The 14,019-nt window shown below is 27.5% G+C and carries 15 protein-coding genes; 4 read left to right on the top strand and 11 right to left on the bottom strand.

The window, feature by feature from the left end; genetic code table 11:
* Positions 1–15: 15 nt before the first annotated feature.
* The 7 genes from K5V21_RS10015 to K5V21_RS09985 form a co-directional block, all read right to left on the bottom strand.
* Entirely contained in the window at positions 16–1,179 is a 1,164-nt protein-coding gene (locus K5V21_RS10015) for an SIS domain-containing protein (protein ID WP_221861134.1), read from the bottom strand.
* Positions 1,180–1,260: 81 nt separating this feature from the next.
* Positions 1,261–1,989 carry a GntR family transcriptional regulator gene (locus K5V21_RS10010; RefSeq protein WP_221861133.1) on the bottom strand — a complete coding sequence of 243 codons (729 nt, stop codon included), beginning with the start codon at positions 1,987–1,989 and terminating at the stop codon, positions 1,261–1,263.
* A 237-nt stretch (positions 1,990–2,226) separates the two neighbouring features.
* A complete protein-coding gene (locus tag K5V21_RS10005; protein ID WP_204595932.1) occupies positions 2,227–3,045 on the bottom strand; it encodes a PTS system mannose/fructose/sorbose family transporter subunit IID in 819 nt (272 codons plus the stop codon).
* A 28-nt stretch (positions 3,046–3,073) separates the two neighbouring features.
* A complete protein-coding gene (gene agaW, locus K5V21_RS10000; protein ID WP_221861132.1) occupies positions 3,074–3,841 on the bottom strand; it encodes a PTS N-acetylgalactosamine transporter subunit IIC in 768 nt (255 codons plus the stop codon).
* A gap of 64 nt (positions 3,842–3,905) precedes the next feature.
* Positions 3,906–4,382: a PTS galactosamine transporter subunit IIB gene (gene agaB, locus K5V21_RS09995; RefSeq protein ID WP_221861131.1), complete on the bottom strand. Its 477-nt coding sequence runs from the start codon at positions 4,380–4,382 to the stop codon at positions 3,906–3,908.
* Between the two features lie 243 nt (positions 4,383–4,625).
* Positions 4,626–5,189 (bottom strand): hypothetical protein, encoded by a 564-nt coding sequence (locus K5V21_RS09990; protein ID WP_221861130.1) that lies wholly within the window; start codon positions 5,187–5,189, stop codon positions 4,626–4,628.
* A 161-nt stretch (positions 5,190–5,350) separates the two neighbouring features.
* Positions 5,351–7,510, bottom strand: coding sequence for a Tex family protein (locus K5V21_RS09985; protein WP_221861129.1), 2,160 nt, complete (start codon positions 7,508–7,510; stop codon positions 5,351–5,353).
* A gap of 165 nt (positions 7,511–7,675) precedes the next feature.
* On the opposite strand from K5V21_RS09985, the gene K5V21_RS09980 reads away from it, so the two are divergent.
* Positions 7,676–8,008 carry a hypothetical protein gene (locus tag K5V21_RS09980; RefSeq protein ID WP_221861128.1) on the top strand — a complete coding sequence of 111 codons (333 nt, stop codon included), beginning with the start codon at positions 7,676–7,678 and terminating at the stop codon, positions 8,006–8,008.
* An 81-nt stretch (positions 8,009–8,089) separates the two neighbouring features.
* Complete coding sequence (locus K5V21_RS09975; RefSeq protein ID WP_221861127.1) at positions 8,090–9,445, top strand: M28 family metallopeptidase; 1,356 nt, start codon at positions 8,090–8,092, stop codon at positions 9,443–9,445.
* Positions 9,446–9,552: 107 nt separating this feature from the next.
* Here K5V21_RS09975 and K5V21_RS09970 read toward each other — a convergent pair whose 3' ends face one another.
* Positions 9,553–9,981 (bottom strand): RrF2 family transcriptional regulator, encoded by a 429-nt coding sequence (locus tag K5V21_RS09970; RefSeq protein WP_204595893.1) that lies wholly within the window; start codon positions 9,979–9,981, stop codon positions 9,553–9,555.
* Between the two features lie 30 nt (positions 9,982–10,011).
* Positions 10,012–11,409 carry a cation:dicarboxylate symporter family transporter gene (locus tag K5V21_RS09965; RefSeq protein WP_221861126.1) on the bottom strand — a complete coding sequence of 466 codons (1,398 nt, stop codon included), beginning with the start codon at positions 11,407–11,409 and terminating at the stop codon, positions 10,012–10,014.
* A gap of 406 nt (positions 11,410–11,815) precedes the next feature.
* Between K5V21_RS09965 and K5V21_RS09960 the strand changes: the two genes are divergently transcribed.
* Positions 11,816–12,409: a metal-dependent hydrolase gene (locus K5V21_RS09960; RefSeq protein ID WP_221861125.1), complete on the top strand. Its 594-nt coding sequence runs from the start codon at positions 11,816–11,818 to the stop codon at positions 12,407–12,409.
* 153 nt (positions 12,410–12,562) lie between these two features.
* Complete coding sequence (locus K5V21_RS09955) at positions 12,563–13,129, top strand: manganese efflux pump MntP (RefSeq protein ID WP_221861124.1); 567 nt, start codon at positions 12,563–12,565, stop codon at positions 13,127–13,129.
* 65 nt (positions 13,130–13,194) lie between these two features.
* Here K5V21_RS09955 and K5V21_RS09950 read toward each other — a convergent pair whose 3' ends face one another.
* Positions 13,195–13,401: a helix-turn-helix domain-containing protein gene (locus K5V21_RS09950; RefSeq protein WP_221861123.1), complete on the bottom strand. Its 207-nt coding sequence runs from the start codon at positions 13,399–13,401 to the stop codon at positions 13,195–13,197.
* Positions 13,402–13,409: 8 nt separating this feature from the next.
* Positions 13,410–13,886, bottom strand: coding sequence for a hypothetical protein (locus tag K5V21_RS09945; RefSeq protein WP_221861122.1), 477 nt, complete (start codon positions 13,884–13,886; stop codon positions 13,410–13,412).
* Positions 13,887–14,019: the final 133 nt, after the last annotated feature.

Raw genomic sequence — 14,019 nt, 5'->3', positions numbered from 1 at the left:
TCCTCTCATAACTAACTATTTATTATATGGGTGTATTATTACCCCTTTAACTACTCTATTAACAGTTCCATCTGGTCTTGGATTATCTGGTGAAATTCCAAGATGTAATGAGCTAAATAACCCAAACATTTGTCCAAACAACATATAATTAAATACTGTATAAACTTCTGGAACTTCTTGTCCATCTATTTCTAAATATTTATCACAAAGTGAACTTAATTCATCATTCTTCTTATAGCTAATAACAGCTAATTTATGGTTACCTATGTCACCATGTATCTCTCTAATTAAATCCATATCATATAGGCTTGTATACTCATTAGTTGAATTCATAAATATAACTAATGTATTATCATTTATTATTGATTTTGGACCATGTCTAAAACCAAGAACTGACTCACAAACAGTTACTGTTTTTCCACTAGTTAATTCTAGATTCTTAAGAGCCATCTCTTGGCATAACCCTTTTAACGCACCTGAGCCTAAATAAACAACTCTCTCACAATTTAAATCTACTAAATCTTTCACTTCATTCCATTTATTATCTAAGATTAAATCTGCTTGATCTGATACTCTATCTACATACTTTTTATTCTCTTCTAAATTCTTGATATCAAATGCTAAAAGTGTTGCAAGTAACATACAACTAAAGGAACTTGTCATAGCAAAACTCTTATCATTAGATTCCTTTGGCATAAGCAGACAAAGAGCATTGTCATCCTTCATTGATTTCTTTGCAAGTTCTCCATTTTCATTACACGTAATTACCAGTTGTGCTATATCTTTTACGTTTTCTTGGAATATATCATAAGCTCCAACACTTTCTGGACTATTACCTGATCTTGCATATGATACTAATATTGTTTTAGTATCCTCTTCTAAAAACTCTTGTGGATTTGATACTAAATCTGTTGTGGCTATAGCTTCAACCCTTAACTTTAATGTCTTTGCAAGATGAAGATAAACTGAATCTCCAACATAATCTGAAGTACCAGCACCAGTTAATATTATTCTAGTATTACTAGTTATATTCTTATTTAGAAATTCTTCTATTTTATTTTTATTATCAGTTATTATTTTATATGTCTCTCTCCATAACTTTGGTTGTTGTCTAATTTCAGTTCCAGTAAATTCTGCTCCTAATTCCTTTAATCTTTCTTCTGTAAATCCAAAAATCATTTTTTTACCCTCCTATAACTGTTAATGTTGTCATTACCAGTTGTTTTAAAAATTTTTTATTTTAAATTTTATTATCTTTACTTAATTATTTTTAAGCTGAACTCTATATTTAAATTTGTCACCTCTAGCTATTCCAACAGTATACTCTATAAGCTTACTATTTTCATACGTATATCGTTCTATCTTTAAGCTTGGCGCTCCTTCATGGATTTCTAAATATATACTTTCAAGTTTATTTGTAAGAATTGGTTCAAAGTATTCCTCAGCGAAAGTTAGCTTTGTATTATATTCTTTAGTTAAGACATCATACATAGCTCTTCCTTCTAATTGCTCCTTTGATAGTCCTTCAAATCTTTCAAATGGTAAATATGTTATTTCATACATCATTGGCACATTATCTGCTTTTCTAATTCTTATAATCTTGTAGACTAAATCCTCTTCCTTCATCTTAAATTTGCTTGCTAGTTTATCACCTGATTGTATAATCTCAAAACCAACTATTTGTGATGAAGGTTCCTTACCGATCTTCTTCATTTCTTCTGTAAAAGAATAAAATGAAACTAAATCTTGATTTACCCTCTTTGGTGCAACAAATGTTCCTTTACCATGTACCTTATATATATATCCATCTCTCTCAAGTTCATCTAAGGCTTGTCTTACTGTTGTTCTACTTACATCATAAATTTCACAAATTTCTCTTTCTGAAAGTAATTGCTCATTTTCTCCTAAGCTTTTATTGATCTTTTCTATCAATATATCCATAAGTTGTAAGTACAACGGGATTCTAGAATTTTTATCTATAACCTTCACTTGTCATTACCATCCTATTATTTTATTAAATTAAGTATAAAATATATTGAAAAAATACTATTTAAATACTTCTTCTATTTCATTATAATCATTTAATGCCACATTATGCAATAAAAATTTTATATACATCAAAAACTTGTTATTACCAGTTGCATTTTTTTAACATATTTATTTAAAAAAGCTTAAGCAAATTATTGCTTAAGCTTTTATCTTAACTAAACATTTAAATATTTTATTTTATAATATTCCAATCCATCTTCCAGCTATACCAATTATAACTGTTATAACTATTAATATTATTGGAGAATGTCCTTTCTTAAGCAATTTATACATCAAGAAAGTATATAATAAAGGTAAAAGATTTGGCATTAATGCATCTAAAACACCTTCTTGAACTTTTACCTCAGCTTGACCTGCTGTTATAACCCAAGTAGTCTTTAAATTAACCATTGAAGCTATAAGTCCCCCGACAACTGTTAATCCAACTATTGAAGCAGCATGTGATATCTTCTTAGTTTGTTCTCTTAAATTAACTATAGCTTTAACACCTGTATTATAACCATAATTCATTAAGAAGAATAGTAAGAAGAAATGTATTACATTAAATGATAATAAGAACACTATTGGTCCAGCAATATTACCTTCACTTGCAAGAGATGCACCTATACCTGCACATATAGGAAGGGCTGTTAACCAGAATAACGCATCACCTATTCCACCTAAAGGTCCCATTGTGGCAATCTTTATAGCTCTTATTGTATTTCTATCTTCCTTATTTTCTTCCATTGCTATTACTAATCCCATAATAAATGTAATTACGAATGGATGACTATTAAAGAATTCCAAGTGATCTTTCATAGAATCTGAAAGGTCTTTTTTGTTTGTGTGTATCTTTTTAAGTCCTGGTAATAAAGAATATAACCATCCACAAGCTTGCATTCTTTCATAGTTAAATGATGCTTGAAGGAATAATGACTTCCAAGCCATTTTATTTAAGTCTTTTTTAGTTATTACCTTATCAGTACTAGAATTTTTATACCCTAAATCTGATTCAATAGCTGCATTTGCTTTTTTATACTCTACATTAGATGCCATCTTCATATTCCTCCTTTGCTTCAGTTGCTACTTGTTGATTATTCTTTGCATAATAATCATAGAGTGCTATACATAGTCCAATTAAAGCAAGTCCTAATATTGGGATATTGAAATAAGTTACTGCTAAAAATCCAACTATTAAGAAAGCAACATATTCCTTCTTAAGCATTATCTTAAGTAACATTGCAAATCCAATAGCAGGCATAATTCCACCAGCTACAGATAATCCACCTATAATAGTTTCTGGTATCAAAGCAACTATATCAGCTGCTTTGTCTGCACCAAAGTATATTGGTAAGAATGCACATATGAAATATGATACAAATAATATTGCCATACCTAAGTAATTGATCCTATCAATTCCTTTAGTATTGGTATCTTCGGCGTATTTATCTGCCTTATGCATGACGGGCGAAAATGCCGTGAATAATAAAGTTATTCCTGCTTGTGCTGCCACTGCAAATGGTACTGCCATACCAATTGCAGCTTGTGGATCAAGTTTAGCTAAAATAGCTACACTTGTACCAATTATACCTCCAATAACAACATTTGGTGGTTGTGCACCAGCAAGTGGTACCATCCCCATAAATACTAGCTCTAAAGCAGCTCCTACAATAAGTCCAGTTGTCATATCACCAAGTATAAGTCCTACGATGGGTCCTGTTACTATCGGTCTGTGTATATGTGTTAATCCATTGTACATATCAACCCCAGCTATACCAGCCCAGATAGCAATTAATAACGCTTCTACTACCATTTAGTTCGTCCTCCCCTTTAATAATTTTTATTAAATATATAAATTAATATAAAATGAAAACAAATTAAACAAATTTTTCTATATCAATATCTATTCTCTCGTCAGGAACTCTTCTGACTTCAACCTTTATTCCTTTGTCTATTATTTTTCTTATAGTCTTTTTATCATCTTCATCTAGTGATACTGTTGATGATATTTGTTCTTTTCCTTCACTAAAATGCATATTACCAATATTTAATTTATCTATTGGAACTCCACCTTCAATTAGTCTTAAAGCATCTTGTGGTGTTCTACAAACTAAAAATATTTTTTGTCTATTTGCTGCTTTATGAATTATCTTTATTGTTTTATCAATACTAAAGAATCTTGTCTCAATAACATCTGGTAATACCATCTGCATTAAATTTTGTTGTACTGGATCCTTTGATACCTCATCATTTGCAACTAATATTAAATTAGCACCTAAATGATTTACCCAAGTTACTCCAACTTGTCCATGAATTAAACGATTATCTACCCTTGTCAATAATATATTTGGCATAATACCCCTCCTTGTATTTCAAATTTATTTAATTTTTAGATAATAGTGGTAATTACCACTTTATTCTCACTGTAAATGTTTTCTATTCCATTACCAATTTTCATTTGTAACTTTATTCAAGTGTTCACTAGAATTCATATTACTTTTCCTATTACATTACTATACTTATTTTTAATACAGATTAATTATTACTAAAAGTAAAAAAAGATGTGCTAAAAATAGCACATCTTTTTTATAATCTTTTTATTGGTTTTCCAAACGGCCATTGCTTCTAAAGAAAATCTTATAACTTACTAAAGTTAATAATGATATAATAATCAAAAATAATACAGTAACCTCAACTGATATAATCACCATAAGTCCCATATATAAAATTAAACTAGAGAAAAACATAATTCCGAGTGTAAGTAAGTTAACTTTTTTTTGTAATCCATTTATTATATCCATCATTTCTTTTTCTTTAAGTTCTTCCCCCTCGTATTTCTTTGCAAGAATAATTGGTATTATTCCACCTACTACTTTTTTACTGATTAAATCACAAATAAATATAATAAATACACCAATAATTGAAATAGTGAATATATCAAATGTTGAAATCTCTACTGGTAATAATGTCTCAACTAACTTAAATGCTAAAAATAGAGTTCCTCCAACTAAAGAAACTATAGGCAAAGTAACTGTCATCATAGTTCCAGTAAACTTTAAATTAGATTTTACCCCATTTTCTTTATTAAATCCAAAGCTAAAGACCAATATAGATACAAATATAATAATTAATAATAAAATAATAATTGCTAAATACTTCATTTAAATCATCTCCTTCTATAATAGTATAATTAATAAATATTATATCACCAATTTTTACTATTTTACAATATATGGTTTTTATAAGAAAAATAGAAGGTATCTATATAATTTTATAGATACCTTCTAAAAATATCAGTTTATAAATTTATTAATATTTTTAATTAATCTACCTCTTTCATAGAAAGAGAAATTCTTTTTCTCTTTTCATCAACTTCTAATATTCTAACCTTTATAACATCACCAACTTTAACTATATCAAGAGGGTGCTTTACAAATCTATTTGCCATTTGACTCTTATGAACTAATCCATCTTGGTGTACCCCAATATCAACAAATGCACCAAAATCTGAAACATTTCTAACAGTCCCCATAAGTGTCATACCTGATTTTAGATCCTTTAAGTCTATAACACCTGTTTTAAGTATAGGTTTTGGCATATCTTCTCTTGGGTCTCTACCTGGCTTTTGTAATTCTTTTATTATATCCTTTAAAGTAAGCTCTCCAACTTCTAATTCTTTAGAAAGATTGCTTACTCCCTTTAACTTAACTCTATCTTCTATATCTATTAAGTTTTTATTTTTTAAGTCATCCATAGTGTATCCTAGAATTTCTATAAGCTTTTTAGCTGCATCATATGATTCTGGATGGACTGAAGTATTATCTAATGGATTCTTACTTTCCATAACTCTTAAGAAACCTGCACATTGTTCAAAAGCTTTTTGACCTAATCTCTTAACTTTTAAAAGTTCTTTTCTTGTTTTAAACTCACCATTTTCTTCTCTATAGGCTACTATATTATCTGCAATACCTGCATTTATGCCAGATATATGTGTTAAAAGGCTAGGTGTAGCTGTATTTAAATCAACTCCAACTTTATTAACAGAGTCTTCTACAACTCCATTTAATGATTCCTCTAATCTCTTTTGAGTTACATCATGTTGATATTGGCCAACACCAATAGCTTTTGGATCTATCTTAACAAGTTCCGCTAATGGATCTTGTAATCTTCTACCTATTGATATAGCACCTCTTACAGTAACATCCAAATCTGGATATTCCTTCGTAGCAAGTTTTGATGCTGAATATACTGAAGCTCCAGCTTCTGATACAATTACATATGCTATTTCTTTACCTGTCTCTTCTTTTATCTCTTTAATCATTTCTCCAATAACTTCTTCTGACTCTCTTGAAGCTGTTCCATTTCCTAAAGATATAACATCAACATCATATTTATTTATAAGTCCTTTTAATGTCTTTTTAGTTCCTTCTATATCATTTTTAGGTGCTGTTGGGTATACAGCAGTATTTTCTAAAAACTTTCCTGTACCATCTAATATAGCAACCTTACATCCTGTTCTAAATCCAGGGTCAAATCCCATAACAACTTTACCCTTAATAGGTGCTTGAAGTAATAGTGCTTTAAGATTTTCCTTAAATATATTTATAGCCCCTTCTTCCCCCTTATCAGTAAGTTCACTTCTAATCTCTCTATCAATTGAAGGATATATAAGTCTTTTTAAAGAATCTTTTATAGCTTCTCTTAATAATTCATCAGTTTCTTTATTTCCCTTTAATAAACTATTTTCTAAATAACTTATTATTTTATCTTCATTTGAAACTACTTTAACTGATAGAATCTTCTCTTTTTCTCCTCTGTTTATAGCAAGTATTCTATGTGGAGGTATCTTTTTAACTTCTTCACTGTAAGCATAGTACATTTCAAAAGGAGTTGGTTCTTTACTATCACCTTTAGTTTCAATTAATCCTTCATTAAACACAAAGTTTCTTATCCACTTTCTATATTTAGCTTCATCTGAAACAGTTTCTGCAATTATATCTAATGCACCCTTAATTGCATCAGCTTCGCTTTCTACTCCCTTTTCATTATCTATAAACTTCTTAGCTTCTTCATTTATATTACCTTTAAAAATTCCACTTAATATAAGTTCTCCAAGTGGCTTTAATCCTTTTTCTAATGCAATAGTAGCCCTTGTTCTCTTTTTAGGTTTGAAAGGTCTATATATATCTTCCACTTCTGTTAATGTCTCAGCTTTTTGAAGAGAAAGACTTATCTCTTCTGTAAGATTTCCTTGCTCATCTATAATCTTAGTTACTGCTTCTTTTCTATCTTCTAAATTTCTTAAATATGTTAACCTTTCTTCTAAGTTTCTTAAAACTTCATCAGAAAGTCCACCTGTCATTTCTTTTCTATATCTTGCAATGAAAGGAACTGTATTTCCTCCATCCAATAATTCAACAACATTATTAATTACACTTAATTTAAGTCCAAGCTCTTTAGCTAATCTCTCATTGATATTCATCCTAAAACCTCCAAAATTAGTTATATCTTTATTATACCCTTCTTCACTACCGCGATAAACTTTTTTGGGTTATTTTGCTTATTAATTCTTTATTACATATTGTAATTATGTTAAGTTCTAGTATAATTTAAATTGTAAATATTTTCCAGTAAAGGTGGTCTTGTTATGAATAAATATATAGAAAAATTAATCTCTCTATTGCTAGTAGTACTTATCTTATTACTAACATTTAACCATTTTAAAATAATACAATTTTCTAAAGTACTAAAAGATTCATTTTCATTCTTAACATTAATTTTAATTATAATTTCATCAGTTACAGTAATAAATGGGAAAAAATCAGGTATCTATAAGTTTATAAATTATATAATACTAATTAGTGCTATATTTGGTGGAATCTATGTAATAATTAATTCAAAACTTAATTTAAGCGTGTATATATGTCTTTTATTTACTCTATCATATGCTATTGTAGATATGCTTTATAAAAAAGCTTAGCTTAAACACAACTTCTTTTAATCATAATAATTATAAACATATAATAAACTTAAGTATAACAATTATTGATGGGAGAAGTTAATGAAATCTAAAATATATAAAGTTTGCACTGTTATTTCTGCAATAATATTTATTTTTTTCTTAGTTCTTAGATGTACTGTTCATCACTTTAGTTCCACTGATGTTAAAAATGATATAGCCTTTTTATCCTCTGAACAATTTAACGGTAGATTATGTGGAACTAATGAAAATGAACAAGTTGCAAATTATATAGCTGAAGAATTTAAGGAATTAGACCTTAAGCCTATAGATAAAGACTATACTCAAGGCTTTCAAGTTGTAGCTCCATTTAAAAATGATGAAGTTCCAACACTTGAAATAAAGAAAGATGATAATACTGTGAAAAAGTTTAATTATGGTACTGATTTTAAAGAGGATATGCTTAATTTTAAAGTTTCAGATGTGACCCTATCCTCTGAAGATAATTTAAACATATTTCCATCTTCTATATCTTTTAAAAAGGGTGGGGACTTATTCTTGCTTTATGTCAGTAAGGAAGATAATTTTAATTTTAGAAGCTCTTTTGTACATGAATCACCAGTATCTTTTGCCATAGCTATTACAAAGGATACATATAATGAAATAGTAACTGCTATAAAAAATAATTCTGAAATATCTATATCCCTACCTTATACTTTAAAGACAACAGAAGTTTATAATGTAGCTGGTAAAATTGAAGGAAAAGATAGTACGAGTCCTCCACTTATACTTACAGCTCATTTTGATCATATGGGCGCTGATTGCTTAGATAATATATATGCAGGTGCTCTAGATAATGCATCTGGTGCATCATTTTTATTAGAACTTGCTCGTTATCTATCCACTCTACCAAAACCTAATAGAGATATTATTTTTGTTGGATTAAATGGAGAAGAATTCGGACTTATAGGCTCTAATAAATTTGCATCAAAATATAAGGATACTTTAAAAGGTGCTAAGGTTATAAATTTTGATATGATTGGTGCCCCAGACTATCCTATAACATTTATGCGAGGCGAAAAATCTCTTGATGTTAAATCTGATCTTCTTGATAACCTTGAAAGTATATGCAAAGAATTAGGTCTAGAATCTAATATTAAATATGAAGATGCCAGTGATCATGCTAGCTTCATCAATAATGGATTTGATTCTCTTACTATCTCTCATAGTGATGTAAGTAGAATTCATACTCCAGATGATAAGATAGAATTTATCTCTGAAGATGCAATAAAATCAGCTTATGATTTATGCAATAAATATATTATTGATAATAATTATAATCCAATTTTTAAAATATTATTTAATGATATAGTTCATGCTGCTTCATTTATTATATTTTTAATGTTTATTGGATATCCAATTCTAAAAAGGATAGATAAACATAAAAGAGCTAAATAGATAATGATATAATTTTAAAAGGCTGTGTTATAAACTAGCTTACTAAGCTAGTTATAACACAGCCTTTTTATATAAATTATTATTTAATATTTTATAATTTGCTAAAATTAAATATAATACGCTATATCCTCTATACTATATTTATAATTATTAGCTAATTCTTCTAATGTAATTGAATCAAAGTACTCATTAATTTTTTTATTTATAACATCCCAAAGATTTTCATAAAGGTATTCTGAAAGTTGATTATTATCTTTTTCATTATCAATTAAAACTAACTTTCCTTCAAGACTTCTTAAAATTTCACCAACAGTAATAGTTTTAGCATCTCTTGTTAAAAAATATCCTCCTTGCGGACCTTTCTTTCCTTCTATTATTCCGTCTTTTCTTAAAGAAGAAAATATTTGTTCTAAATATTTTTCTGATATATCCTGTCTTTTTGATACAGACTTTAAAGTTACTGTTTCACAAGAAGAGTACATATATATATCTATCAATGCTTTTAATCCATATCTTCCTTTTGTTGAAATTTTCATATAATCACCATTCCTTAAAAGCCATTTGCTTTAATTATTTCCATGGTTACTATTCTCTCCATAAAAAATATTTTTGTCAATAGCTTTAAAACTATTTCCTACAGTTATTGCTGTAACCATAGTCCCATTTACATTAAGCATTGTACGTCCCATATCAAGGATTGGATCTATAGCAAGTATTCCACCTGCTAAAGAGAAATAGCTTCCCATTCCCATACCTGAAATAACAACTGATACTGAAACTGTTGCTGTTCCTGGTATTCCTGCTATCCCAACAGAACTTATAACAATTATTATAAGAAGCATTATATAAAATGAAAAATTCATAGGTGTTCCTGACATATTTGCTATAGTAACTGCCATTAAAGCTGGATATATAGCAGCACATCCATTCATCCCTGCATTTGATCCAATACTACCAACAAAACTTGATATTCCATTTTCAAGACCAACTTTTTCTGTTAATGTCTCTATTGTAACTGGTAATGTTCCAAGACTTGAACGTGAAGTGAATGCAAGTATTAATGGCTCCATAACATTTTTTACATATCTAATTGGATTAAGTCCATTTAATGCAACTATTATAAGATGTACTATAAACATTAATATTATACTTACATAAAGTGCCAAAATAAAATTGATAACTCCTAATATTGCTGCAAGACCTCTACTTGCAATTGTATTAGCCAATAGCGGAATAACTGCATATGGCATAAATTTTATTACTGTCATAGCAATACTAACAATTATCTTATATGATCCTTCAACTAAATCCTCAACTGGCTTTATCTTATCATGATGCTTCTTTGATAGTCTCTTCATAGCAATACCAATAAATGCTGCGAAAATTACTACTGCAACTACATTTCCTTCTGCCATAGCCTTAATTGGATTTGATGGTAATAAACCTCTTATTGTATCAATTATTGAAGTTACCTCCTTCATATCTGACGTTGAATTCATAACTTCAAGTCCCACCCCTAGTTTAAATAAGTTTCCTACAATAATTCCAATTATTGCTGCAATTGCTGTTGTTAAAAGTAATACAAGTATTGTTCTAACAGTAAGCTTACTTAAATTTTCTCCATTTTTCATATCAGTAATAACTTTTATTATTGATATGAAAACCAATGGAATAACTAACATTTTTAATAAATCCATAAATCCATAACCAATTAATCCATACCACTTAACGGTTTCATTTACCCAAGATATCTTATCTGGAGTATCTGAGAAACCAGAAACAGCTTGTATAATACCCCCAAGAACGAGACCTAGTATTGTTGCTAGTATCATACGTTTTGAAAAACTAGACTTATTCTTTTCAAACTTTTTAATAATAAAAAATACCCCTACTAAAAATAAAATAAATAAAATTGTTTTAAAATCTGTAATCATAAGAAAATCTGAAAAAAATGTACTATTCATAATTAATCCCCCTTTTTATATTATTCATATATGTTTACTAGGTTTTATTATTATAATAATAACTGCATAGTGAAAATGTGTCAATAATTAATATGTTTTTTTTAATTTATTTAAATAAGATATAGTTATAGTTATTAATTAACGTTATATTATTTCATAATAAAATATAAATATATAAAATAGAGACATAGTTATTAATCAATTTAAATTAGTTGATTAATAAACTATGTCTCTTATTTTTCTATATAAATAAAATTTAACTTTTAATAGTATATTTTTATAACTAAAAATTTATATCATAATTAAATTTTAAAAGAGTTAACAAAATAAGATTTAATTAATACAAATATTAATATATAATGTATTTAATATTTAATAATATAATCTAAAAAAAGGTGCAAAATAAATGACAAAACAAACACACTCATCTGGAGGATTTTTAATTGCTCTAATTACATTAAATGTATTTATAACAAAATATTTGATTCACTATAGTATTAGTTATGGATTGCTATCAATAGTAATTTTTTTCTATGCTTCTCATATTGGATCATTATTTCCTGACATAGATATGAAAAGTTCTTTTATTAGTAAAAGGCATCCTTTTATCTCTAAGATTTTTGGAAAACGTTGTAGACATAGAGGTTTTACACATAGTTTATTAGCTATGCTTATTTTATATGTAATTTTTAAACTTATTATAATTATAAGTAATGATAATATTATAATTATAAGTATGTGTTATGGATTTTTTATAGGTTATGCTTCACATTTAATTTTAGATTTGCTTACAAAAGAAGGGATTGAATTATTATACCCTTTTAAGGCTAATCTTAATGTATTTTTTATTAAAACCAACTCTAATGGAGAAAAGTACTTCAATAGATTTTTAAAATTTATAATTTCGCTTTACATATTATATAATATATATTTGATAGCTAATAACGTATTTCATCTAGATATATTAAACTATTTAAATTTAAATAATTTTGGAAAGTAAAAGGGGCATTTATGCTCCTTTTTTATTACAATTTTTATATTTTATTACACATTGCAATACTTTAACTTAATATTCATTTTATTATCACAATTATGTCCATATTAGTACAATATAATATAATGATATTATACCAATAAAATGGAGAGAGTTTATATGCAACAATTTTTATCAGCCTTTATTTTATCAATATCATCTAATTTAGATACCTTTACTGTATCTGTATCTTATGGTATGCATAAAATAAAACTACCTTTATCAAGCAATATACTGATTGCTATAATAACATCAATTGGAACTTTCCTATCTATGTTATTTGGTAGTTTCCTAGAAAATATTTTACCTAATAGTATTTCTAACTTTATTGGTGGAATATCATTAGTCTTAATAGGGACTTGGTTTTTAATAAGTAGTATTAGAAATAAGGAAACACCTGCTTTTATAAATGCTGATTCTAATAATTCTAGAGTTATTGAATTAAAAGAGACTATTCCTCTTGCCTTTGCACTTACAATAAATAATTTAGGTGTAGGAATTTCTGCAAGTATTACAGGAATAAGCATATTTTATTCAACACTTTTTACGTTTATTGTGACTTCAATAAGTATCATTTTAGGATCATGGCTTGGCAATAGTTTCCTTGGAAAACTTCTTGGAAAATATGCTTCACTTGTATCTAGTCTACTTCTTATTATATTAGGCATATATGAAAGTTTTATCTAAAAACCTAATTAACAAAAGCCCTAAAATTATAAATTTATAATTTTAGGGCTTTTGCTAATTATTCTTTATTCATCGTTTCTAAATTCTAAAATATCTTCAGGTTGACATTCTAATACTTTGCATATCGCCTCTAAAGTAGAGAATCTTATAGCTTTTGCCTTTCCATTCTTAAGAATAGATAGGTTTGCTTGAGTAACGCCAACCTGATCTGCAAGTTCTGTTAAGCTTATTTTCCTCTTTGCCATCATTACATCTAAATTTGTTATTATCATCCATTCACCTATACTGTATATTTGCTCTCTTCTTCTAGTTCATCAGATTTATATTTTATCTTTATAGATTCATTAAATACATCTCCAATTATTCTAGCAATTAATCCAATAGATGCTAATAATAAAGTTTCAAACTTAATAGCAAATCCACCAAACTCTAATATTTGAAGTGATGTATTATCATTTTTTATAAAATATGTTGCTATAGCCATTATAAATAAAATATTAGATATAGTAATTAAAATTTTTATATTCTTATCTGCAAATATAATCTTATCATTAATATTTTTAACTAACATTTTTATTTTAATTAATATTATAAACAATCCTGTTAAAATTATAAATCTAGTAAAAATAAATAAAATGCCCTCATTATTCATATTATTTAAATTACCAAACAAATTAATGGCTCCTCCAATTATCATAATCCCTAAAGCCAATAGTGCTAAATTAAGTACAATAGCGGTCAACTTTAAATATCTCATATTCCCCCTCCTAAAAATTACCTTTATATTATATATATTACAGTTTTTCTCAATAATATTCAATATATTTTTATTGCTATTCGATATATTTTTATTAACTAAGGCTACACTCAAAATTTTTTAATCTTTTTAG

Source organism: Clostridium sardiniense, assembly GCF_019753795.1.
Classification (GTDB): Bacteria; Bacillota; Clostridia; order Clostridiales; family Clostridiaceae; genus Clostridium; species Clostridium sardiniense.
This window is presented reverse-complemented; position numbering and strand designations above follow the sequence as displayed.

Coding starts and splice junctions, on each gene's coding strand:
- K5V21_RS09955 (WP_221861124.1), top strand. CDS start 12,563: ATGCAACAATTTTTATCAGCCTTTATTTTATCAATATCATCTAATTTA.
- K5V21_RS09985 (WP_221861129.1), bottom strand. CDS start 7,510: ATGAATATCAATGAGAGATTAGCTAAAGAGCTTGGACTTAAATTAAGT.
- K5V21_RS10015 (WP_221861134.1), bottom strand. CDS start 1,179: ATGATTTTTGGATTTACAGAAGAAAGATTAAAGGAATTAGGAGCAGAA.
- K5V21_RS09945 (WP_221861122.1), bottom strand. CDS start 13,886: ATGAGATATTTAAAGTTGACCGCTATTGTACTTAATTTAGCACTATTG.
- K5V21_RS09970 (WP_204595893.1), bottom strand. CDS start 9,981: ATGAAAATTTCAACAAAAGGAAGATATGGATTAAAAGCATTGATAGAT.
- K5V21_RS09960 (WP_221861125.1), top strand. CDS start 11,816: ATGACAAAACAAACACACTCATCTGGAGGATTTTTAATTGCTCTAATT.
- K5V21_RS09950 (WP_221861123.1), bottom strand. CDS start 13,401: ATGATAATAACAAATTTAGATGTAATGATGGCAAAGAGGAAAATAAGC.
- K5V21_RS09975 (WP_221861127.1), top strand. CDS start 8,090: ATGAAATCTAAAATATATAAAGTTTGCACTGTTATTTCTGCAATAATA.
- K5V21_RS09965 (WP_221861126.1), bottom strand. CDS start 11,409: ATGAATAGTACATTTTTTTCAGATTTTCTTATGATTACAGATTTTAAA.
- agaB (WP_221861131.1), bottom strand. CDS start 4,382: ATGCCAAATATATTATTGACAAGGGTAGATAATCGTTTAATTCATGGA.
- agaW (WP_221861132.1), bottom strand. CDS start 3,841: ATGGTAGTAGAAGCGTTATTAATTGCTATCTGGGCTGGTATAGCTGGG.
- K5V21_RS09980 (WP_221861128.1), top strand. CDS start 7,676: ATGAATAAATATATAGAAAAATTAATCTCTCTATTGCTAGTAGTACTT.
- K5V21_RS09990 (WP_221861130.1), bottom strand. CDS start 5,189: ATGAAGTATTTAGCAATTATTATTTTATTATTAATTATTATATTTGTA.